The sequence below is a fragment of the Elstera cyanobacteriorum genome, assembly GCF_002251735.1.
GTDB classification, from domain to species: Bacteria; Pseudomonadota; Alphaproteobacteria; order Elsterales; family Elsteraceae; genus Elstera; species Elstera cyanobacteriorum.
This window is the reverse complement of record NZ_NOXS01000031.1, coordinates 105,516-125,946: the sequence shown is the minus strand read 5'-3', so window position 1 is coordinate 125,946 and position 20,431 is coordinate 105,516. Positions and strand designations below refer to the sequence as shown.

The window sequence follows — 20,431 nt, the reverse complement described above, 5'->3', positions numbered from 1 at the left end:
AGGATAGAATGGCAGCGGCACAGGGATATATTCTGGCGATCGATCAGGGCACCACGTCCAGCCGCGCCATTCTGTTCGACGCCAGGGGCGCCAGCGTCGCCTCGGCCCAGCAGGAATTTCCGCAGATTTTCCCGGCTTCCGGCTGGGTCGAACATGACCCGGAAGCGATCTGGAGGAGCACGCTCGCCACGATCAAAGCCTGCCTTGCCAAAGCGGGGGTGGAAGCGGCGGCGCTGGCCGGGATCGGTATCACCAATCAGCGCGAAACCACGGTCGTGTGGGACCGCGCCAGCGGCAAGGCAATCTATAACGCCATCGTTTGGCAGGACCGCCGCACCGCCGACCTCTGCGCCGCCTTAACCCGCGACGGGCATACAGTGGAAGTCCAGGCACGGACGGGGCTGCTGATCGACTCTTATTTTTCCGCCACCAAGATCGCCTGGATTCTCGATCACGTTCCCGGCGCGCGGGCCGAGGCCGAAGCGGGCAAACTCGCCTTCGGCACCGTCGATAGTTTCCTGTTATGGCGGCTGACCGGTGGCAAAGTCCATGCGACCGATGCCACCAACGCCTCACGCACCAATCTTTTGGATATTCACACCGGCGACTGGTCGGATGATCTGCTGACCCTGTTCAAAGTACCGCGCGCCGGTCTGCCGGAGGTGAAGGATTCCGCCGCAGCCTTTGGCATCACCGACCCCAGCCTGCTGGGCGCCGCCGTGCCCGTGCTGGGGATCGCCGGGGATCAACAGGCGGCGCTCGTCGGCCAAGCCTGCTTTACGCCGGGCATGATGAAGTCCACCTATGGCACCGGCTGTTTTGCGTTGCTGAATACCGGCGGGCAGGCCGTCATTTCGCGCAACCGACTGCTGACCACCATCGGCTATCAGCTCGACGGCAAGCGCACCTACGCGCTCGAAGGCTCGATCTTCATCGCCGGGGCCGCCGTGCAGTGGCTGCGCGACGGCTTGCAGATCATCACCTCCGCTAGCGACACCGGCCCGCTGGCCGAAGCGGCGGCGGATGAGGAAGATGTTTACCTCGTCCCGGCCTTTACCGGCCTTGGTGCGCCCTATTGGGATAGCGCGGCGCGCGGCGCGCTTTACGGCCTGACCCGCAAAACCGGGCGGGCGGAACTGGCCCGCGCGGCGCTAGAAGCCGTGGCCTATCAAACCCGCGACCTGCTGGAAGCCATGCAGGCCGATTGGCCGAGCGCACAGAGCGGCGAGACCGTTCTGCGCGTTGATGGCGGCATGGTGGCCAGCGATTGGACGCTGCAATTCCTCGCCGATCTTTTGGCTGCACCGGTCGACCGGCCCGTCATTCTGGAAACTACCGCTCTCGGCGCTGCCTATTTGGCCGGGCGGCAGGCGGGGATCTATCCTGACCTTGATGGGTTCGCCAGCGCCTGGGCGCGCGACCGCCGCTTCACCCCCGCCATGCCGGAAGCCGTGCGCGCCCGTAAATACGCCGGGTGGAAAGACTGCGTGCGGCGGACCCTGTCGGCCTAAACCAGCCCAAAGCCCTTCAGCCCGTCATAGACCAGCTTCAGCCCCGCCACCAGCAGCAGAATATGGCTGAGCTGGTAGAAGGTCTTGCTGTCGATCCGTTTGGTCAGCCAATAGCCAATCCAAATGCCAATTGGCGCCAGCGGGGCGAGGACGAGGGCCTGGGTAAAATTCGCTCCGTCGATCTGGCCGAACCAAATGTAGGGGCCGAGCTTGATGAAGTTGACGATGGCGAAATAGACCACCGTCGTACCCGCCAGCAGCATTTTATCGATGCGCTGGGGCAGCAGGTACATCAACAGCGGCGGCCCGCCTGCGTGGGCGATATAGCTGGCGAAGCCCGATACGCCCGACCAGAAAAACCCTTTGGGGTTGGACGGGGCAGCGGGGTCATCGGGCTTGCCTTTGGTTACGAACGGCTTCAACCAGTTCAGCAGGGTGAAGACCAGGGCGTTGGCGCCAATAGCGATGCGTACGGCGTTATCGTCGAGATGATCGAAGGCGAGAATACCGAAACCGATGCCGACCAAGGCGCCCAGCAGCAGCACACCCAATTGATCGCGGCTCCAACTCCGCCGATAGGCCCACAGGCCGAAAAGGTCCATTAAGCACAGGATTGGCAGCATCAGCCCGACCGCCTGCCCCGGCGGCAGCACCATCGCCAGCACGGGCACGGTCAGCGCCCCCAGCCCCGACAGGCCGCCTTTACTAATGCCGGTGAGCAGGATGGCGGGCGCGGCGAGCGCATAAAAGAGCGGATCAGTGATCATACTTGTCAGACTAATCGGGCCGATCCGGTCCGACCAGCAGATTTCCTGCCTATTTTACCTGTAGGCCGAAAGCCCGGTCGCGGGCGCGCAGGATATGGGCTTCCATCGCCGCCTTCGCCGCCTCGGGATCGCGGGCTACCAGAGCGCGCAGAACGCCCATATGCTCCATCATCGTCGGGATCACCACGGTAGGTTTCATCCGCGTCGTCGATTGCTTGATAAGGCGGATCTTGATCAGATTGACGCGATAGGCGTCGGCGATGATGGCGTTGCGCAACCCATCGATGATGGCGATATGCAAGGCCCAGTCGATTTCCTGCGCTTCGGCCACCAGATCGTCGCCAATCCCCCCCGCGCCCTCCGCTACCTCGCAGGCCGCGATCATGTTTTCGTGACTATCGAGAAGCCCTTTGATCGTGGTGTCCGGCGCTTCGCGGGCGAAGATAGCCACCGCCTCGCGCTCTAAAAACAGCCGGAACTGAAACGCGTCGCGGATCAGGTTCAGATCGACGTGCGCCACCTGCATCCCGCGCTGCGGTACGGTCTTGATCAGCCCTTCGGCCTCCAAACGCGGGATCAACTCACGGATCGCCCCGAGCGGGAGCTGAGTGATATCCACCAGTTCCCGCTGCGAGATGAACTGCCCGGGCCGGATTTCATCCGCCAAAAGATGCCGGGTAAAACTCTCGTACGCCCGTCCCCGCAGGTTGGCCGGCTCCCGATCCTTTTTGGCGGAACTCATCATGCGTTAGGCTACCTTGACTGCAAAAACTCGAGCATAGACCCGGCCAAGCTGCGCCGCGTCCGCCGCCGGTATAGGCCGCAAAGGCGCCCGTACCGTCAACTACGCCGCATGGCCCGTCCTTGCAGCAGGGGCTGACACAGCCCGGGCCTTCTCAGTGGCACCCTTTGTAACATGTTAGCTAGATGTTTTTCATTTGCAAGAAATCTGCGTTCGCCTTATGGCTATTCGCAAGAATCAATCGCCCCCATCATGATGAGGGTCCGGCTGACAGGGGGGCTGCCGTCAAAACAAGGGGGAAACGGGCGACAATTTTAAAGCGCTGCGATCCCTATCCGCCCCTGCCCCTGGAAGGCCAAGGCGCTCTTGGCCGAAACCGCGCCCGTTCCGTCGGAAAGAGTGCCCGCATGAAGATCGACGCCCATCACCATATCTGGCAACTCGCGCGCGGCGATTATGGCTGGCTGACGCCGGACCTGACCCCGCTTTATCGCGACTTCGGCATGGCGGAGGTCACGCCCTTTCTCACCCACTTTGGGATCGTGAAGGTCATTCTGGTCCAAGCCGCGCCAACCGAGGCCGAAACCCACTATCTGCTGAACGTGGCGGACGCCGACCCCCGCGTTGCCGGGGTTGTCGGCTGGACCGAATTTTCCGCGCCCGACGCGCCCGCACGCATTGCGGCGCTGGCGGCCCATCCGAAGCTCGTCGGCCTGCGCCCGATGGTGCAGGACATCGCCGACGACGATTGGCTGTTGCGCGCCGATCTGATCCCGGCCTTTAACGCGGTCATCGACCACGGCCTCGTGTATGACGCCCTGGTGCTGCCGCGCCATCTGCCGCGCCTTCTGACGGTGGTTGAACGACACCCCGATCTGACCGTGGTGATCGACCATCTGGCGAAGCCCTTCATCGCCGATGGGCAGATGGAGCCGTGGCGGGCGGATATGCGGCGCCTCGCCACCCATCCTAATGTTCATTGCAAACTTTCGGGCATGATCACCGAAGCGCGCGCGGGCTGGCGGGTGGACGACCTCCGCCCCTATGTCGAAACCGCGCTGGACCTGTTCGGCCCCGACCGGCTGATCTGGGGCAGTGACTGGCCGGTTGCCGATCTCGCGGGCGGCTATGCCGCCTGGGCGGAGGCGACGGAAGACTTGCTGGCGCCGCTGACCTCAACCGAAAAAGCCGCCATTCAAGGCGGCACTGCTGAGCGGGTCTATCTTAAGGAAGGGAACGCTTAAAAATGCTGAAGGGGCTTGATCCGATCCTATCGCCCGATCTTCTGTGGGCGCTGGCCGCGATGGGGCATGGCGACGATCTCGCCCTGGTCGATGGCAATCACCCGGCGCAAGCGATTGCCAAAAACACCGTGTTCGGACGCCCCATTCTTCTGTCAGGCATTCCCATCGAACGGGCGGCACGGGCGATCTTAAGCCTGCTACCGCTCGACCAATATGTCCCCGATCCGGCGCGGCGCATGGAAGTCGTCGGGGATGCCGTTACCGTCCCGCCGGTGCAGCAGGCGGTACAGGCAGAAATCGACCGGGCAGCGGAGACCGCCACCGTCTTGCTGGGCATCGAACGCTTCGCTTTCTACGATGCCGCGAAACAGGCCTTCGCCGTCGTGCAGGTCAGCGACCCGCGCCCCTACGGCTGCTTCCTGTTCCGCAAGGGCGTGATCGCCGGAGACGTCGCATGAGCGCGGCGCTGCAAGACCCCCGCTCCATCCTGCTGCACAGCACCGACAATACTGCCGTCGCGGTCGATAGCATCGCCCCCGGCGCATTGGTACGCGGCGTTGTGGCCAAGGCGCGTATTCACAAAGGCCATAAGATCGCCCTCGCCCCGATTTCCCTGGGCGCGCCGGTGCTGAAATTCGGTCAGATTATCGGCTTTGCCACGCAGCCCATCGAACCGGGCGATTGGGTGCACGAACATAATGTGGCGGTGCAGGAATTCGACCGCGACTACCGCTTCGCCGAAGGCGCGAAAGCCGACGATAATCTGCTGCCCGAAAACCAGCGCGCCAGCTTTCAGGGCTTCCGCCGCGCTAACGGCAAGTTTGGCACGCGCAACTATATCGCCATCCTGACCAGCGTAAATTGTTCGGCCACCGCCGCGCGCTTCATCGCCAAGGAGGTCGAGCGCTCCGGCATTCTCGACGATTACCCGAATATCGACGGGGTCATCCCGCTGGTCCACGGCACCGGCTGCGCGATGGATACCAAGGGCGAAGGCTATGAGGTGCTGAAACGCACCCAATGGGGCTATGCCGCCAACCCCAATATGGCGGCAGTGCTGATGGTCGGCCTGGGGTGCGAAGCCTTTCAGATCGGGAAATGGAAAGAGGCTTACGGCATCGTCGAAAGCGACGCTTTCCGCTCCCTCGTCATCCAGGATATGGGCGGCACCCGCCGCACGATTGATGCGGGGGTTGAAGCGGTGCGCGCTATGCTGCCGCTCGCCAATGGCTACACGCGCGAAACCGCCCCGGCATCCGAACTCATGCTCGCCCTGCAATGCGGCGGGTCGGATGGTTATTCCGGCATTACCGCCAATCCGGCGCTGGGCGCGGCGGTCGATCTGCTGGTGCGCCACGGCGGCACGGCAATCCTATCCGAAACCCCGGAAATCTATGGGGCCGAACATCTGTTGACCTACCGGGCGGCGGACCGTGCCATTGGCGAAAAGCTGGTCGATCTCATCCATTGGTGGGAAGAATATTCGGCCCGCCACGGCGGCGAGATGAACAACAATCCCTCCCCCGGCAATAAGGCGGGCGGGCTGACCACGATTCTGGAAAAATCCCTGGGTGCCGCCGCTAAGGGTGGCACGGGCACCCTACGCGGCGTTTATCGTTACGCCGAACCGGTGACGGCCAAGGGCTTCGTGTTCATGGATACGCCGGGTTACGATCCGGTCGCGGCCACCGGCCAAGTGGCGGGCGGCGCCAATGTTCTGTGTTTCACCACCGGGCGCGGCTCCGCCTATGGCTGCAAGCCCACCCCGTCGATCAAGCTGGCGACGAACAGCGATATGTTCCGCCGCATGAGCGAGGATATGGACATCAACTGCGGCGATATTCTCGACGGCGTGACCGTCGAGGAAAAAGGCCGCGAGATTTTCGACTTCATCCTGAAAACCGCGTCTGGCGAAAAAACCAAATCCGAGGCCCTGGGCTACGGCGATGCCGAATTCGTGCCCTGGCAACTCGGCGCAATTATGTAGGAACCGCGCGATGCTTCAGTTTCCCTTGGATCCCGCCGCCACCTTGCCCGCCGATGGCTATGCGGGCAGCCTTGCCGGACGCGTTTGGCGGCCGGGTATCGGCCCGTCCGTCGTGGCAGTGCGCGCGAACGGCGTGTTCGACGTGACCGCCGCCTTCCCAACGATGAGCGACCTTGCCGGGCAGGACGATCCAGCCAAAGCGCTTGCCGCCGTTGCGGGCGAGGTGATCGGCGATCTTGAGGCGATCCTCGCCAATACGCCGGAGGATGCGCGCGATCTCACCAAGCCCTGGCTGCTCGCCCCCACCGATTTGCAGGTGCTGAAGGCGGCGGGCGTGACCTTCGCCGTTTCGATGCTGGAACGGGTGATCGAGGAACGGGCGCGCGGCAACCCCGATGCCGCCGCCGCTATCCGCGCCGAAGTGACCCGTCTTGTTGGCGACGATCTTGGGAAGCTGAAGCCCGGCTCCGACGCCGCCATGACTCTGAAAGACGTGCTGATCGCCCAAGGGGCGTGGAGCCAATACCTTGAAGTCGGCATCGGCCCGGATGCGGAGGTTTTCACCAAAGCCCCGACGCTCTCCGCCGTCGGCACGCTGTCGGATGCCGGGCTGCACCCCAAATCGACCTGGAACAACCCGGAACCGGAAGTGGTGCTGATCGTTGCCGCCGATGGCCGCATCACCGGCGCGACCCTGGGCAATGACGTAAACCTGCGCGATTTCGAAGGCCGGTCGGCGCTGCTGCTCTCGAAAGCCAAGGACAATAACGCCTCCTGCGCCATCGGCCCCTTCATCCGCTTCTTCGATGCAAGCTTCAGCCTCGATGATGTGCGGGCGACCGATGTAACCCTGACGGTGGAAGGGCAGGACCAGTTCCGGCTCGACGGCAGTTCGTCCATCAGCAAGATCAGCCGCGATCCGACCGATCTGGTGGCCCAGACGGTCAATGCGAACCATCAATACCCGGATGGCTTCGCCCTGTTCATGGGAACGATGTTCGCGCCGACCCAGGACCGAGACGATCCCGGTAAGGGCTTTACCCATAAAAGCGGCGACCTCGTTACCATCGCCGCACCGAAGCTGGGGCGGCTGATCAACCGCATGCAGACCAGCGACGCCTGTGCGCCCTGGACCTTTGGCATTGGCGCGCTGATGCGCAATCTTGCCGGGCGTGGGCTGCTGAGGGGGTAATCCCCTCGGACGCCCGGCGCGCTAACCTTTACCCGGGCTTCCGCGCCGCGATCAGAAACTCCTTATTACCATCCGGCCCGTCGATCGGACTGGGGGCAAGGCCGAGGATCGCCCAGCCTTGATCGTCGGCCAACCAAGCTCGAATTTTCGCACAGACCGCCTCCTGCACCGCCGGATCGCGGACGATACCGCCCTTCCCAACCTTCTCGCGCCCGGCTTCAAACTGCGGCTTGATCAGCGCCACCAGCACCGCCCCCGGCGCGGCCAAGGCTAGCGCAGGCGGCAGGGCAAGGGTTAGGGAGATAAAACTGGCATCGCAGACGATCCAATCCGGCGCCCCTAGGCGGGCGAGGTGATTACCCGTTAGATCGCGGGCGTTGGTTTGCTCCAGCGCTTCCACGCGCGGATCGGCCCGCAGTTTCGCCGCAAGCTGATCCTGCCCAACGTCGAGCGCCAGCACGGCGTCGGCCCCGCGTGCTAACAGAACCTCGGTAAACCCGCCGGTCGAAGCACCGATATCGAGCGCCCGCGCGCCGCTGGGATTAAGGCCGAAAGCGTCCAGCGCCCCCAGCAGTTTCAGCGCGCCGCGCGACACCCAGGGATGATCGGGAACCAGTATGCGCAGGGCGGCAGGATCGGCAACGCTCGCGCCGGGCTTGGTCACGACCTTCCCCGCCAGTTCGACCTGCCCGGCCAGGATCATCTGCCGCGCCCGTTCGCGCGAGGCGGCATGCCCCGCCGACACCAGGGCCTGATCCAGCCGCATGAAATCCTAGGCTCGTAACGCCGGGGCCGCGCTGCCGCTCAGCGCCTGTTCGACCGTCACCGCGATTTGACGGGCGGAAAGCCCTGCTTCCTCATATTGTTTCGCGGGGCTTTCATGGTCGATGAAACTATCGGGCAGCACCATCGGGCGCACCCGCAAACCGCGGTCCAGCCCGCCGCTGACGGCGAGATGATGCAGGACGAGGCTGCCGAACCCGCCGACCGAGCCTTCTTCCACCGTCACCAGCACCTCATGTTCGCGGGCCAACCGGTCCACAAGCGCGGTATCCAGCGGTTTGGCGAAGCGCGCATCGGCAATGGTCACCGACAGGCCGCGCTGTGCCAGCAGATCGGCAGCGACCAGCACTTCGGCCAACCGCGTGCCGTAAGAGAGAATCGCCGCGCGCCCCCCTTCCCGCAGCACCCGGCCCTTGCCAATCGGCAGCACCGAGCCGCGCTCCGGCAGATCAAGTCCAACCCCCTCGCCGCGCGGGTAGCGGAAGGCGATGGGGCCGTCGTCATAGGCGGCGGCGGTCGCCACCATATGCAGCAGTTCCACTTCGTCGGCGGCGGCCATCAGCACCATATTGGGGACCGCGCCCAGGAAAGCCGTATCGAAACTGCCCGCGTGGGTGGCGCCATCGGCCCCCACCAGCCCGGCGCGGTCAATGGCAAAGCGCACCGGCAGGTTCTGGATCGCCACATCATGCACGACCTGATCATAGGCCCGTTGCAGGAAGGTGGAATAGATGGCGCAGAAGGGCTTCAACCCCTCGCAGGCCAGCCCGGCGGCAAAGGTTACCGCGTGCTGTTCGGCAATCCCCACGTCAAACGTGCGCTTGGGGAACAGTTTGGCAAAGCCCGACAGACCGGTGCCGGACGGCATCGCTGCCGTGATCGCGACGATGCGACTATCGGCCTGCGCTTCGGCGATCAGCCCGCGCGAGAAAACTTCGGTATAGGTCGGCACATTGCTGGCGGGCTTGGCCTGCGCCCCCGTCAGCACGTCGAACTTGCTGACGCCGTGATACTTATCGGCGGCCTCTTCGGCGGGCTTATAGCCCCGGCCTTTTTGCGTCACACAGTGGATCAGCACCGGCCCTTCGTTGGGCGTATCGCGGACGTTGCGCAAGACCGGCAGCAGATGATCGAGGTTATGGCCGTCGATCGGGCCGATGTAATAGAAGCCCAATTCTTCGAACAGGGTGCCGCCCGCGACCATGCCGCGCGCATATTCTTCGGCCTTGCGCGCTGCCCGCGTCACTGTCGGCCCTAAAGCCTGGGCGACATCCTTGGCGAGATGGCGCAGCGAGCGATAGGGTTTGGAGGAAATCAGCTTCGATAGATACGCGCTCATCGCCCCGACCGGGCGGGCGATCGACATATCATTATCATTAAGAATGACGACGAGGCGGGAGCGCATCGCCCCGGCGTTATTCATCGCCTCATAGGCCATGCCCGCACTCATCGCGCCGTCACCGATCACGGCGATGACATTGCGCTGCTCTTCCTTCAAATCGCGGGCTACGGCCATGCCGAGACCAGCGGAAATGGAGGTGGAGCTATGGGCCGTGCCAAACGGATCGAACACGCTTTCCGACCGGCGGGTAAAGCCCGACAGGCCGCCGCCCTGGCGCAGCGTGCGGATACGGTCGCGCCGTCCGGTCAGGATCTTATGCGGGTAGGCCTGATGCCCCACGTCCCAGATCAAGCGGTCGTGCGGCGTCTGAAAGACCGCATGCAGCGCCACCGTGAGTTCGACCACACCCAGCCCCGCGCCCAGATGGCCGCCAGTTTGGCTGACGGCATCGATCATTTCTTCCCGAACCTCCGCCGCTACCTCCCGTAGCGCGTCGGCATCCAGCGTGCGCAGACCGTCGGGCAGGGCGAGGGAATCGAGAAGCGGGGTCGAAGGCATGATGGCGTCCCGGTCGGGGCTAGGGGCTTTAGGACTTACGCTCGATCACGAAGCGGGCAACGTCGCGCAGACGGTCCGCCGCCGCGCCGAACGGATCGAGATGCTGGCAGGCTTGATCAGCCAGCAACAGGGCTTGGGCGCGGGCGCGCTCCACCCCCAGGATCGACACGAAGGTTGCCTTATTGGCGGCGCTATCCTTACCGGTATCCTTCCCGGTTTCGGCGGCGCTGCCTTCGATATCGAGCAGATCGTCGGCGATCTGAAACGCCAGGCCGAGATCATGGGCATAGGCGTTCAGCGCGTGGCGCAACTGCGGCGCGGCCTTGCCTAAAATCGCCCCGGCTTCGCAGGAAAAGGCGATGATCGCGCCGGTCTTAAGCCGTTGCAGCCGGGTGATCGCGCCGATTTCGAGCGGCAGGCTTTCCGTTTCGGCCTGCAAATCCATCATCTGGCCGCCGCACATGCCTGCGATACCCGCCGCCTGGGCAAGTTCCTTCACGAGCTCGATCCGCACACCGGGATCGCCGTGCACGGCCGGATCGGCCAGCACTTCGAACGCGCGGGTGAGCAGGGCATCCCCGGCCAGGATCGCCGTTGCTTCATCGTACATGCGATGAACGGTCGGGCGGCCCCGACGCAGTTCGGCGTCGTCCATCGCTGGAAGATCGTCGTGGATCAGCGAATAGGTGTGCAGCATCTCGATCGCCGCCGCGACCCGCAGCGCCGCCATGGGGGCGACTTTGAACAGGCTCGCCGATTCGACGACTAGGAACGGGCGTAGCCGCTTGCCGCCGCCCAACACCGCATAGCGCATGGCCGCCGCCAGCCGGGCTTCCCCCGTTTCGCCGCCGCCATCCGGTACCAGCCGGTCGAGGACGGCATGAACCTCGGTCGCGACATCCGCCATCGCGGTTTGCAGCTCAAGCGAGCGCCCGTCGAGATTAGGCATTCTCGAACGGCTCCGTCCCCACAGCCCCCTCGGGCCCGGCAACGATTTTATCGATCTTGGCCTGGGCTTCGGCCAGCTTGGCTTCGCAGTGGCGGCGCAGGCGCACGCCGCGATCATAGGCACCGACGGCATCATCGAGCTTTCCCTTGCCCGATTCGAGATCGCGCACGATGGCTTCCAGTTGCGCCATCGCGTCTTCGAAGCTCAAGCCTGCAATATCGTCGCTCATTCCGCCTTACACCCTCTCAACTAACCTCGCCCGCCGCCATCAGTGCCGCCACATGAACGGCGGTGCTTTCGGCCAGGGACTCAAGGTCATACCCGCCCTCAAGGGTCGAAACAACCCGCCCGTCACACACATAGGCCGCAATCCGCAGAATTTCACGGGTGACCCACTGATAATCCGGCTCGAACAGCCCCAGGGAAGCCATCGGATCATGGGCGTGGGCGTCGAACCCCGCCGAGATAAAGATGAAATCGGGCGAAAATTCGGACAGGGCGGGCAAAATATGCTCGGAAAACGCATGGCGGAAATCGCTCGACCCCGCCCCCGGCGCCAGCGGCGCATTGACGATATTCCCAACGCCCCGCTCATTGCGCGCCCCCGTCCCCGGATAGAGCGGGAATTGATGGGTGGAGCCGAAGAAAACCGCCGGATCAGCGTCGAAAATCGCCTGCGTACCATTGCCGTGATGCACATCGAAATCAATCACGGCCACCCGGCGCAGCCCATACTGCGCCCGCGCGTAAGCGGCGCCGACGGCGACATTATTGAAAAAGCAAAACCCCATCGGCTGGCGCGGTTCGGCGTGATGCCCCGGCGGGCGAATGGCGCAGAAAGCATTCGCCCCCTCCCCCGCCATCACCGCATCGACCGCCGCGCAGACGGCCCCCGCCGCCCGCAGCGCCGCCTGCTTGGTGCCGGGGGAGGCAATCGTATCGGTATCAATCGGCAAGGTGCGGGGCGGCTGACCGTCCACCGGATCGGGCATCGCGGCCAACATACCGTCGACATAATCGCGCGGATGGGCCAACGCGAGTTGGTCGACGGTTGCCAAGGGCGCGTCGCGCCGAACGAGCGGGGCGAACTCCGGCGCCTCCAAACGGGTTAGGATCGCCTGCAACCGCGCCGGGCTTTCCGGGTGATGCGGCCCTGGCTCGTGGGCAAGACAGGCTGAATGCGTAAACAGAAGCGTCGCCATGATGGGTTGGACCCCTTTCTTCTTGTCGCCCGATGGGCCGGGCCGTGGTTTGCCCGATCCGGCTTTCCCCCCGAAAGCCCGGGAACTATTCCCCGCCCGTTTCGGCAGCGCAACCCGGTTGCACCAAAAACTGCCACCGTCCGGCCTGTTCTTCGACAGCCACAAGAACATGTCCGGCGGCGTGACAAAAGGCGGCAAAATCTCGATGAGTATTTGGGTCGTCCGACAACAAAAGCAGGGATTTTCCAAATTCTGCTGCCCGTGCTGCTTTGCGAAAATGGAGAATCGGCAAAGGGCAACGCATCCCAGTACAATCCACAATCAGGGGCTGATCTGAAAAGCTGTTCATGATGCCAGACCATCTCCTTTAAGTTGCCGTTAGGACTGCGATGCCACTCTTGCCCAAGGTTCTGGGTTTTTCAGAATCTCATTGGCGTGCGGGGGAATAAAGAGATAGGTTTGTGGGGCGTCTTGCAGGCGCATACATTTGGGACCGCCAGACTACCCGTGCAAAAGAGCATCTCCCTTCCGACCCAGCCTTATGAGCGCCGAATCCGGCGTCAGATGGCGGTGCTCGCCGATATCGGGGCACGGCCCGTGCGCTCGCAGGCTGATCTCGACGCCTGTTTGAACGATGTTCTTCTCACGGCCAGCGAGATGCTGCAAATCTCCCGATGCAGCCTGTGGCAATTCGCCCCGGACGGGTCGGGGATCGAATGTATGGCCTATGTCGATGATCCGGGGGTGCCGAATATCGTCGGGGTTAGCATCAACGCGGCATCCCATCCCGGTTATTTTTCTGAGCTGCGGACCAACCGCCTGTTCATCAGCGACAATACCCAGACCGATGATCGGCTCGCGTCCCTGCGCCCTTATCTGGCCGAAGCCTGGATTGGCGCCATGCTGGATGCCCCCGTGGTCATCGGCGGACAAAGCTGGGGGGTCCTGTGCTGCGAACATCGCGGCGGCCCCCGCCAGTGGCTGGTGGAGGAGCAGAGCTTCGTCGCCAATCTCGCCGATTGCGTCGCCATCGCCATTACTAATTTGCAGCGCGCCCAGGCGGAAGAACGCTTGGGCCAAGCGGAAGGCCGGTTGCGCTCTCTGCTCTCCAGCCAAGAAAAGCAGACGGCGGCGGTTACGGTCGATCCCCTCACCCGCCTGCCGAACCGCGACGCGCTGCGCCTGCGCTTGGAAGAGCTGGCTGCCAATCGGTCCGGTTATGCGATCATCTGCATCGATTGCGACGATCTCGCCAAGGTCAACGATAGCCTCGGCCATGCGGCGGGCGATACCGCGCTATCGGTACTGGCGCAGCGCTTGGAGCAAAAGGCCAACCGCTTCGGTATGCTCGCGCGGTTGCGCTCCGATGAATTCGCCCTGCTGGTGCCGGGTGTCCACACCCCGGGCGATCTCGAAGCGATTGCCGAAGTGCTGCTGACCGAGGTGCGCACCCCGGTCAATATCGCCGGACATACGCTCACCCAATCAATCAGCCTTGGCATCGCGCTACCCGAGCGGCTGGAAGACGATGCCGACGAGGTGATCCGCAATGCCGCCACCGCCATGCGCCGGGCCAAGGAACAGGGCGGCGGCACGTTTGCGCATTTCGACCCGACGATGCGCCATCAGGCCGTGGCGCGGCTGCGGCTAGAAGCCGATTTGGTCACGGCCCTGCGCCGCGACGAGCTTCAGCTTTTTTATCAGCCGATCATGGCGCTGGGCGAACGCCGTCTGATGGGGTTCGAAGGGCTGGTGCGCTGGATACATCCTAAAGAAGGCGTTATCCCGCCGTCGCAGTTTATCGAGCAGGCGGAAGAATCGAGTCTTATCCTCGATATTGGCGCGCATCTATTCAATCAGGCCTGCGCGCAAGCCGCGCGCTGGCGGCGGCTGTTGGGCGACGGTGCCCCAACGATCAGCGTCAATCTTTCCGCCCGCCAATTCGCCGATCCGGCCTTGATCCGTCTGATCGATTCGGCGATGGCGTCCCATAAGGTTCCCGGCAAAGCCTTGAAGCTAGAGGTGACCGAAACCTCCATCCTCGCCCATGCCGATCTGGTGCTTAACCAAATCCACGCGATCCGCGAGCGGGGGCTGGCCGTGGTGATCGATGATTTCGGCACCGGCTATTCCAGCTTTAGCCACCTGCTGCAATTCCCCATCGACGGGCTGAAAATCGACCGGCGCTTCGTCGCGCAAATCGGCCAAGACCGGCGCTCGACCGCCATCGTCGATGCGATGATCACGCTGGCGCGGTCGCTGGAACTTAATTTGGTCGCCGAAGGGATCGAAACGCCCGAGGTCGCCAATTATCTGACGGCGCACGGCTGTTGGGGCGGGCAAGGCTATTTGTTCGACCGGCCGCTTTCGGCCGAAGCCGCAATGCAGCGCCTGGAATTGGCGCTGCCAGAGCCGGAACCTTTAGGAAAAGCGGCTCAATAATCCCGCAGCGGCAAAGGCCAGCCAAGCAAGGATGAGCAACGCGCCGCCAAGCGGCACGATTAGCCCCCAACTGACCTCGAGCCACGCTAGGCTATAGAGTCCCCCAGCAAAACAAACCGTTCCGATGGGAAAGAGGCAGGCTGCCGCTTTATGCCCCCAGGCTGGCAGCGGCGCGAGCGCCGCAAGGGCCAAAGCGAGGGCATGAAAAAGCTGGAAGTGACTGGCGGTCGCCGCCAGATCAGAAGCGAGCGGCCCATGCGCCGCCGCAGCGGCGGCCATCACCGCCGTCGCGCCGAGACCACCGGCAAGCGCCAGCAGCCCCGACCGAAGCCCAAACCGGGCCATAAACGGTTTACGAAGCCTTCGGGTCAGCAGCGCTCGGCTGAGCGGCGGGCTGGGTCGGCGCTGCGGTTTGGGCCTGGGTCACCGGCGTCGGCGCGGGGGCCGGGGCGGCAGCGGCGGGCGCATCGCTATCATCGTTCAGACCGCGCTTGAAGGCCTTGATGCCCTTGGCAAGATCGCCCATTGCCGACGGCACTTTCTTTGCGCCGAACAGCAGAATGATGACGACCGCGACCAACAGCCAATGCCAAATGCTGAAGCTACCCATACCCGTTTCCTTTCCTTACCCCAGATAGCCGCACCGGCAATCGCGGATCGCACCCTAACGGCCCATTATGGCTATCAGATGACAGCCAGCTTATGAAGGTTAATTAAGTCCCGAAAACAAGGCGCGCAACCCGCCCGCCATCATTTCGACGCCGATGGCCGCCAGCAGCAGCCCGAACAGGCGGTTGATGATATTCAGGCCGAAGCGCCCCAGTTTTTCGCCGATGGGAACGGCCAACCGCAGCGACCAATAGAGCGCCGCCGCCACCAACACGATACAGACGATGACGCTGCCATGATGCCACAGGCTGGGATTGCGGTGCCCTTCGACGATGACGGAGGAAATCGCCCCCGGCCCGGCCAACAGTGGAATGCCGAGCGGCACCACCCCGCTCGACGTGCGATCCTCCATCGCCACCGCTTCTTCTGCCGATTGCTGCACCGACGAGACTTTCGCCGACAGCATCGACAGCGACATCAGCAGCAGCACAAGGCCGCCGCCGACGCGGAAGGAGTGGATGGAGGCGCCGAGCAAGCTGAGCACAACATCGCCGGAGAGCGAGGCGGCGATCAACACGCCGCCCACCGTCCGCGCCGCCGTTAGTGCGGTCAAGCGCTGCTGCTCCGGCGTTTGCCCTTGGGTCAGCGTCAGGAAGGTGGGCAAAGCGGCAAAAGGCGTCAGGATCGCAAACAGCGATACCAAAAACCGCACGTAATCCGAAAATTCGCCCACAGTCCCGGTTGCTCCTACCCGATTATTTCACGCCGATCAGCGGCAGCACCTCGAAGGAGCCGTCGTAGATCATCTTCAGCGCAATATAGCCGATCATTGCCAGGCCGATATAGGCGATCCAATGGAAGCGCGACAGCAGGCGGGCAATGAAGGTGGACGCGACGGCCATGAGGATCACCGAGACGGCAAGGCCGATCACCATGATCATTTCGTGATGCCGCGCGGCGCCAGCAACGGCCAGCACATTATCCAGCGACATCGACACGTCGGCCAAGATGATCTGGATTAGCGCTTGGCGCAGGGTCTTGGTCGGCACCTCGGTTTCGGCGGGCTTATGGCCATTTTCGCTTAAAAGATCGTCGGTCGCTTCCTCAATGGCTTCAGCCGCCTTGCGTTCGGCGCGCTGTTCCATGATTTCGCGGTACATCTTCCAGCAGACCCACAGCAGCAGCACGCCGCCTGCCAGCACAAGGCCGGTGATCGACAGAAGCTGAACGGTCATCAGCGAGAAAATGATGCGCAGCACCGCTGCCGCCGCGATGCCAAGGAAAATGGCGCGCGTGCGAATGGCCGCAGGCAGACCGGCCACCGCCATCCCCACGACGATGGCATTATCCCCGGCCAGCACCAGATCGACCATCAAAACTTGCAGCAGCGCGGTCATCGCGCCGGGTTCTAGGAACTCTTGAAACACCGTTGGGGGATTCCTTTTCTTGGTAGGGTGTCAGGAAAATAGCGAAAAAAGAGCCAGCTTGACAGCCTCAATCCCGACATAGATGACAAGCCCGACGACGGCGACCGCAATCACGCTGACAACCCAACCGGCAACCATCATCGCCCCATCGCGGGCAAGAATGGCCAGTGCCATCAGCAGCACGGCAAAAGCGGGCAGGAAATTGCCGAAAATGATCGGCATTGATAGAACGATGGCCAAACCCAGGATGATTAATCCCGCCACCCGTTCCGCCGCAGGGCCGACGAAGCTACTGGCTCTTGGCTTCAATCGCCTCTCAACTTTGGTCAGATAGGGCTGCGCCCGGTCGAGAAACTTCAGAATCTCGTCGCGCGGCAGTGTTTTCTTCCGCAAGAAGGCGGGCAGCCAGGGTTCTTTCTGCCCCAGCATCAGTTGCGCGGCGAAGATCGCCATCGGCAACCCGAAGATGGTGGACAGGCCAGGCGGGCTGGGCAACGGAATGGAGTTGGGCAGCGCCAATAACAGGAGCAGCAGCCCAAAGGCGCGATGGCCCACGCCATGCAGCAGATCATCGAGCGAGATCCGCTCGTAAGGATGTTCAGCAATCAGACGGCGCAGCAGCGCCGACGCGGCTTCGACCGGCGGTTCAGTGCTCATCGAACCGCCCGCCCCGGGATTAACCCAGGCGCACTTTCATGATCAAAATCAAAGCCATCGGGACTAGAGTAATGGCATTCGCCACCGTTACCGGGCGGTTGCCAATCAGAAGCCCATAAATCAACCACGTTGCGACCCCCACGGTCATCAGCAGATATGTCACCAGCGACAGGCCGCTGGTGTCCCGCCGATAGATCGTTCTGATGGCCTGCGGAAAAAAGGCCGCCGTGGTCAAAAAACTCGCAACCAGCCCGATAATCTCGATGATATCCGGCATCGTCCCGAAAAACCCGGCCATCTATGACGCTCCCTGGGGAAAATACGGGGTTGCCGAAAATGTGATCAATTGTGGCTTTCCCCAGTATCGCGGTAGGCGTGGCGGCGCCCCTGCGGATCGGTGACCCACCAGCCGCCCTGCCCATCGGGCGTCAGATAATCCGCCGTGACCGGCACTTTGCCGTAACCGCCGGGAATATCGAGCATATAGGTCGGCAACGCGAGACCGGAGAGCGGCCCACGCAAGGCGCGCATCAGCGCCATCCCCTCGGCCAACGGCAGACGAAAATGCGCGGTGCCAGGGGCGAGATCGCCGTGGTGCAGGTAATGGGGCTTTATCCGCAAACTCACCATCGTGCGGAACAGGTCCGTTAGCGCCGGAACGCTATCGTTGACACCGCGCAGCAGCACCGATTGGCCGAACAACGGGATACCCGCATCGACCAGCCGCGCCACCGCCGCCCGCGCCGCCGGGGTAAACTCATCGGCATGATTGGCGTGGATCAGAATATGCACCGGCAAGCGCCCACCCAGGGCCTCGACCAGCTCGCCGGTAATCCTCTCTGGCGCCACCACCGGCACGCGGGTATGGATGCGCAGCGCGCCGACGTGGGGAATGGCATCCAGCCGCGCCTTGATCTCCCGCAGCCGCCGGGCTGAGAGCACCAGCGGATCGCCGCCGGTCAGGATGACTTCCCAGATCGCCGGATGGTCGGCGATATAGGCGAGTGCCGCCTCTGTCTCCTCGGCCGACAGCATCTCCTTGCCCGGCCCCACCATTTCGCGGCGGAAACAGAAACGGCAGTAGACGGCGCAGGTCGAGACCAGCTTCAGCAGCAGCCGGTCGGCATAGCGATGCACGATCCCCGGCACGGGGCTATGGGGCGCATCGCCAATCGGATCGGGCAATTCTTCCGGCAACGTCACGAGTTCGCGCGCATCGGGTAGAAACTGCCGCGCCACCCCATCCCCTGCCCCGGCGTGCAAGGCGGCAGCGATTTCCGGCGTCACGGCGACGGCATAGCGCTGCCCAACCGGGGCCAGCGCATCGGCAGTCTCAGGGGAGATCAAGCCCGCCTCGGCCAGTGCCGCGACGGACCGCAGGGTCGGCGATAAACGCGGAAGGGCGGTCATCCGGCGTCTATAACCGAAGCCCGCGCCCCCCGCCACGGCGTTGCGTGCAGATCAACCCGGCAAATCCGCGAGCAACAGGCTGCCGCTGCCCTGCGCCGTCAGCGTCAGCCGATCGACATCGGCGACCGCCAGCCCATCGCGGGCGTTCAGTAGCTGGCCGTTGACCTCCGCCTGTCCTAAGAAACCGACCACATAGGCCTTCCGCCCCGGCGCGAGCTGATGGGCGATTTCGCCCCCCGCTTCCAGATGCGCCACATAGAGGGTCGCGTCCTGATAAATCCCCATCGTCTCGGGCAGGCCTTGGCCCGATGCCAGCGGGATCAGGCGGTTTTTATCGTCAACGCCGGGCAGGGTCCGGGTTTCCCAGCGCGGCTTGAGGCCCGGCGCGGCGGGGGTGATCCAGATTTGAAACAGCGTCGTGTCGGCATCTTCCAGATTATATTCGGCGTGTTGAATACCGGTGCCGGCCGACATCACCTGAATCTGCCCGGCCTCCGTACGGCCCCGGTTACCAAGACTATCGGCATGGCTGATCGCCCCGGTACGGACATAGGTGATAATTTCCATATCCCGGTGCGGGTGGGGATCGAAGCCAGATTTCGCGCGGATTTTATCGTCATTCCACACGCGCAACGGCCCCCAGCCCATGCGCGCCGGATCGAAATAATTGGCAAAGCTGAAATGATAGCGGGCGGACAGCCAATCGATATCCATCCGCCCCAAGCTGCTGAAGGGTCGATAATCGAGCATGCTGCGTCTCCCCGGCCGTGCCCCTCATCTCGCGGCACAGTGAACCGCCCGCCCAGATGACACAGGCTAAAATCTTGATAAGAAGAAGAATTTAACCCTGCCGCCGGGGAAGCTCCCCAGCGGCAGGGGGTAGGATTAGCCGAACAACTTCGCCGTGATCGTGGCGACATGCTTACCCTGGAAGCGGGCCAGCGACTTTTCCTTTTCGCTCGGCTGGCGGCTGCCATCGCCCCCGGCGATGGTGGCGGCACCATAGGGGCTACCACCGCGCACTTCCGAAATATCGGCGAGTTCCGGCGCGGCATAGGGCAGGCCGATGTAGATCATGCCGTGATGGAGCAGCGTCGGCAGGAAACCGGCGATGGTCGATTCATTGCCGCCGCCCGTGCCGGTGGAGGTGAAGACGCTGCCGACCTTACCGACCAGCGCACCCTTGGCCCACAGGCCGCCGGTCTGATCGATAAAATTGCGCATCTGCGACGAGACCGTGCCGAAGCGGGTCGGCGCGCCGAAGATGATCGCATCATAATCGCCCAATTCGCCGGGGGTGGCGATCGGCGCGGCCTGATCCAGCTTCATGTGGTACTGCTTGGCCACGTCTTCCGGCACCAGTTCCGGCACGCGCTTGATGGTGACATCGACGCCGGGCACTTCCCGCGCGCCGGTCGCGATTTCATTGGCCATCGTTTCGATATGGCCCCAGCTCGAATGATAGAGAACGAGGATCTTCGCCATTGTCATCTCCTGATCGCATGTGCGGGCGTCGGATTGCCCGTTCGCAAAGAAAGATGCCGCCGCTTCGACCAGATGATAATCCGGGTTAAAACGATCATACTGTTTCTCTAAACGAACAATAGCG

General features: G+C 63.3%; 23 protein-coding genes. 6 read left to right on the top strand and 17 right to left on the bottom strand.

Annotation, left to right across the window (positions count from 1 at the left end; genetic code table 11):
- Positions 1-8: 8 nt before the first annotated feature.
- A complete protein-coding gene (gene glpK, locus CHR90_RS07970; protein WP_094408460.1) occupies positions 9-1,511 on the top strand; it encodes a glycerol kinase GlpK in 1,503 nt (500 codons plus the stop codon).
- Here glpK and CHR90_RS07965 read toward each other — a convergent pair.
- Together CHR90_RS07965 and CHR90_RS07960 are read right to left on the bottom strand one after the other, a co-directional pair.
- On the bottom strand, positions 1,508-2,278 hold the full coding sequence (locus CHR90_RS07965; protein ID WP_094408459.1) for a sulfite exporter TauE/SafE family protein: 771 nt from the start codon (positions 2,276-2,278) through the stop codon (positions 1,508-1,510). The two genes, glpK and CHR90_RS07965, sit on opposite strands and share 4 nt — an antisense overlap.
- Before the next feature lie 49 nt (positions 2,279-2,327).
- Positions 2,328-3,023: a GntR family transcriptional regulator gene (locus CHR90_RS07960; RefSeq protein WP_170941340.1), complete on the bottom strand. Its 696-nt coding sequence runs from the start codon at positions 3,021-3,023 to the stop codon at positions 2,328-2,330.
- A gap of 404 nt (positions 3,024-3,427) precedes the next feature.
- On the opposite strand from CHR90_RS07960, the gene CHR90_RS07955 reads away from it, so the two are divergent.
- From CHR90_RS07955 to CHR90_RS07940, 4 genes are read left to right on the top strand one after another with little or no spacing between them, the layout of a single operon-like run.
- Entirely contained in the window at positions 3,428-4,264 is an 837-nt protein-coding gene (locus tag CHR90_RS07955; protein WP_094408458.1) for an amidohydrolase family protein, read from the top strand.
- Between the two features lie 2 nt (positions 4,265-4,266).
- Positions 4,267-4,722, top strand: coding sequence for an RbsD/FucU family protein (locus tag CHR90_RS07950; protein ID WP_094408457.1), 456 nt, complete (start codon positions 4,267-4,269; stop codon positions 4,720-4,722).
- Positions 4,719-6,251, top strand: coding sequence for a UxaA family hydrolase (locus tag CHR90_RS07945; RefSeq protein WP_094408456.1), 1,533 nt, complete (start codon positions 4,719-4,721; stop codon positions 6,249-6,251). Before CHR90_RS07950 ends, CHR90_RS07945 begins: the two co-directional genes overlap by 4 nt.
- Before the next feature lie 10 nt (positions 6,252-6,261).
- Positions 6,262-7,443 (top strand): fumarylacetoacetate hydrolase family protein, encoded by a 1,182-nt coding sequence (locus CHR90_RS07940; RefSeq protein ID WP_094408455.1) that lies wholly within the window; start codon positions 6,262-6,264, stop codon positions 7,441-7,443.
- Between the two features lie 28 nt (positions 7,444-7,471).
- Here the strand turns inward: CHR90_RS07940 and CHR90_RS07935 are convergent, their stop codons facing one another.
- The 6 genes from CHR90_RS07935 to CHR90_RS07910 form a co-directional block, all read right to left on the bottom strand.
- Positions 7,472-8,209 (bottom strand): TlyA family RNA methyltransferase, encoded by a 738-nt coding sequence (locus tag CHR90_RS07935; protein WP_094408454.1) that lies wholly within the window; start codon positions 8,207-8,209, stop codon positions 7,472-7,474.
- Between the two features lie 6 nt (positions 8,210-8,215).
- Positions 8,216-10,126: a 1-deoxy-D-xylulose-5-phosphate synthase gene (dxs, locus tag CHR90_RS07930; RefSeq protein ID WP_094408453.1), complete on the bottom strand. Its 1,911-nt coding sequence runs from the start codon at positions 10,124-10,126 to the stop codon at positions 8,216-8,218.
- Positions 10,127-10,154: 28 nt separating this feature from the next.
- Complete coding sequence (locus CHR90_RS07925; protein WP_094408452.1) at positions 10,155-11,075, bottom strand: polyprenyl synthetase family protein; 921 nt, start codon at positions 11,073-11,075, stop codon at positions 10,155-10,157.
- Positions 11,068-11,304 carry an exodeoxyribonuclease VII small subunit gene (locus tag CHR90_RS07920; protein WP_094408451.1) on the bottom strand — a complete coding sequence of 79 codons (237 nt, stop codon included), beginning with the start codon at positions 11,302-11,304 and terminating at the stop codon, positions 11,068-11,070. The genes CHR90_RS07925 and CHR90_RS07920 overlap by 8 nt, the downstream gene beginning before the upstream one ends.
- 16 nt (positions 11,305-11,320) lie before the next feature.
- Positions 11,321-12,277, bottom strand: a complete 957-nt coding sequence (locus CHR90_RS07915; protein WP_094408450.1) for a histone deacetylase family protein — start codon at positions 12,275-12,277, stop codon at positions 11,321-11,323.
- A gap of 85 nt (positions 12,278-12,362) precedes the next feature.
- On the bottom strand, positions 12,363-12,626 hold the full coding sequence (locus tag CHR90_RS07910) for a sulfurtransferase TusA family protein (protein ID WP_094408449.1): 264 nt from the start codon (positions 12,624-12,626) through the stop codon (positions 12,363-12,365).
- 215 nt (positions 12,627-12,841) lie between these two features.
- On the opposite strand from CHR90_RS07910, the gene CHR90_RS07905 reads away from it, so the two are divergent.
- Positions 12,842-14,719 carry a putative bifunctional diguanylate cyclase/phosphodiesterase gene (locus tag CHR90_RS07905; RefSeq protein WP_094408448.1) on the top strand — a complete coding sequence of 626 codons (1,878 nt, stop codon included), beginning with the start codon at positions 12,842-12,844 and terminating at the stop codon, positions 14,717-14,719.
- On the opposite strand, the gene CHR90_RS07900 is transcribed toward CHR90_RS07905, so the two are convergent.
- The 9 genes from CHR90_RS07900 to wrbA all read right to left on the bottom strand — a co-directional run bounded on the left by CHR90_RS07900 (position 14,699) and on the right by wrbA (position 20,307).
- A complete protein-coding gene (locus CHR90_RS07900) occupies positions 14,699-15,064 on the bottom strand; it encodes a DUF423 domain-containing protein (RefSeq protein ID WP_094408447.1) in 366 nt (121 codons plus the stop codon). The genes CHR90_RS07905 and CHR90_RS07900 overlap by 21 nt on opposite strands.
- 7 nt (positions 15,065-15,071) lie before the next feature.
- Positions 15,072-15,329 (bottom strand): twin-arginine translocase TatA/TatE family subunit, encoded by a 258-nt coding sequence (locus CHR90_RS07895; protein ID WP_094408446.1) that lies wholly within the window; start codon positions 15,327-15,329, stop codon positions 15,072-15,074.
- A gap of 99 nt (positions 15,330-15,428) precedes the next feature.
- Positions 15,429-16,061, bottom strand: a complete 633-nt coding sequence (locus CHR90_RS07890; RefSeq protein WP_094408445.1) for a MarC family protein — start codon at positions 16,059-16,061, stop codon at positions 15,429-15,431.
- A gap of 22 nt (positions 16,062-16,083) precedes the next feature.
- Complete coding sequence (locus tag CHR90_RS07885) at positions 16,084-16,755, bottom strand: TerC family protein (RefSeq protein WP_308421775.1); 672 nt, start codon at positions 16,753-16,755, stop codon at positions 16,084-16,086.
- 30 nt (positions 16,756-16,785) lie between these two features.
- Positions 16,786-17,412, bottom strand: a complete 627-nt coding sequence (locus CHR90_RS07880) for an exopolysaccharide biosynthesis protein (RefSeq protein WP_094408443.1) — start codon at positions 17,410-17,412, stop codon at positions 16,786-16,788.
- Positions 17,413-17,431: 19 nt separating this feature from the next.
- Positions 17,432-17,710, bottom strand: coding sequence for a SemiSWEET family sugar transporter (locus tag CHR90_RS07875; protein WP_229671541.1), 279 nt, complete (start codon positions 17,708-17,710; stop codon positions 17,432-17,434).
- Positions 17,711-17,754: 44 nt separating this feature from the next.
- Entirely contained in the window at positions 17,755-18,822 is a 1,068-nt protein-coding gene (locus tag CHR90_RS07870; protein WP_094408442.1) for a lysine-2,3-aminomutase-like protein, read from the bottom strand.
- 51 nt (positions 18,823-18,873) lie between these two features.
- A complete protein-coding gene (locus tag CHR90_RS07865; RefSeq protein WP_094408441.1) occupies positions 18,874-19,572 on the bottom strand; it encodes a pirin family protein in 699 nt (232 codons plus the stop codon).
- Between the two features lie 135 nt (positions 19,573-19,707).
- The gene (gene wrbA / locus CHR90_RS07860) at positions 19,708-20,307 is read right to left on the bottom strand and encodes an NAD(P)H:quinone oxidoreductase (protein ID WP_094408440.1); all 600 of its coding nucleotides are present in this window, start codon (positions 20,305-20,307) and stop codon (positions 19,708-19,710) included.
- Between the last annotated feature and the right edge of the window lie 124 nt (positions 20,308-20,431).

Coding starts and splice junctions, on each gene's coding strand:
- CHR90_RS07940 (WP_094408455.1), top strand. CDS start 6,262: ATGCTTCAGTTTCCCTTGGATCCCGCCGCCACCTTGCCCGCCGATGGC.
- CHR90_RS07880 (WP_094408443.1), bottom strand. CDS start 17,412: ATGAGCACTGAACCGCCGGTCGAAGCCGCGTCGGCGCTGCTGCGCCGT.
- CHR90_RS07965 (WP_094408459.1), bottom strand. CDS start 2,278: ATGATCACTGATCCGCTCTTTTATGCGCTCGCCGCGCCCGCCATCCTG.
- CHR90_RS07875 (WP_229671541.1), bottom strand. CDS start 17,710: ATGGCCGGGTTTTTCGGGACGATGCCGGATATCATCGAGATTATCGGG.
- CHR90_RS07950 (WP_094408457.1), top strand. CDS start 4,267: ATGCTGAAGGGGCTTGATCCGATCCTATCGCCCGATCTTCTGTGGGCG.
- CHR90_RS07870 (WP_094408442.1), bottom strand. CDS start 18,822: ATGACCGCCCTTCCGCGTTTATCGCCGACCCTGCGGTCCGTCGCGGCA.
- CHR90_RS07935 (WP_094408454.1), bottom strand. CDS start 8,209: ATGCGGCTGGATCAGGCCCTGGTGTCGGCGGGGCATGCCGCCTCGCGC.
- wrbA (WP_094408440.1), bottom strand. CDS start 20,307: ATGGCGAAGATCCTCGTTCTCTATCATTCGAGCTGGGGCCATATCGAA.
- CHR90_RS07945 (WP_094408456.1), top strand. CDS start 4,719: ATGAGCGCGGCGCTGCAAGACCCCCGCTCCATCCTGCTGCACAGCACC.
- CHR90_RS07865 (WP_094408441.1), bottom strand. CDS start 19,572: ATGCTCGATTATCGACCCTTCAGCAGCTTGGGGCGGATGGATATCGAT.
- CHR90_RS07960 (WP_170941340.1), bottom strand. CDS start 3,023: ATGATGAGTTCCGCCAAAAAGGATCGGGAGCCGGCCAACCTGCGGGGA.
- CHR90_RS07905 (WP_094408448.1), top strand. CDS start 12,842: ATGGCGGTGCTCGCCGATATCGGGGCACGGCCCGTGCGCTCGCAGGCT.
- CHR90_RS07955 (WP_094408458.1), top strand. CDS start 3,428: ATGAAGATCGACGCCCATCACCATATCTGGCAACTCGCGCGCGGCGAT.
- CHR90_RS07920 (WP_094408451.1), bottom strand. CDS start 11,304: ATGAGCGACGATATTGCAGGCTTGAGCTTCGAAGACGCGATGGCGCAA.
- CHR90_RS07900 (WP_094408447.1), bottom strand. CDS start 15,064: ATGGCCCGGTTTGGGCTTCGGTCGGGGCTGCTGGCGCTTGCCGGTGGT.
- dxs (WP_094408453.1), bottom strand. CDS start 10,126: ATGCCTTCGACCCCGCTTCTCGATTCCCTCGCCCTGCCCGACGGTCTG.
- CHR90_RS07895 (WP_094408446.1), bottom strand. CDS start 15,329: ATGGGTAGCTTCAGCATTTGGCATTGGCTGTTGGTCGCGGTCGTCATC.
- glpK (WP_094408460.1), top strand. CDS start 9: ATGGCAGCGGCACAGGGATATATTCTGGCGATCGATCAGGGCACCACG.
- CHR90_RS07915 (WP_094408450.1), bottom strand. CDS start 12,277: ATGGCGACGCTTCTGTTTACGCATTCAGCCTGTCTTGCCCACGAGCCA.
- CHR90_RS07910 (WP_094408449.1), bottom strand. CDS start 12,626: ATGAACAGCTTTTCAGATCAGCCCCTGATTGTGGATTGTACTGGGATG.
- CHR90_RS07925 (WP_094408452.1), bottom strand. CDS start 11,075: ATGCCTAATCTCGACGGGCGCTCGCTTGAGCTGCAAACCGCGATGGCG.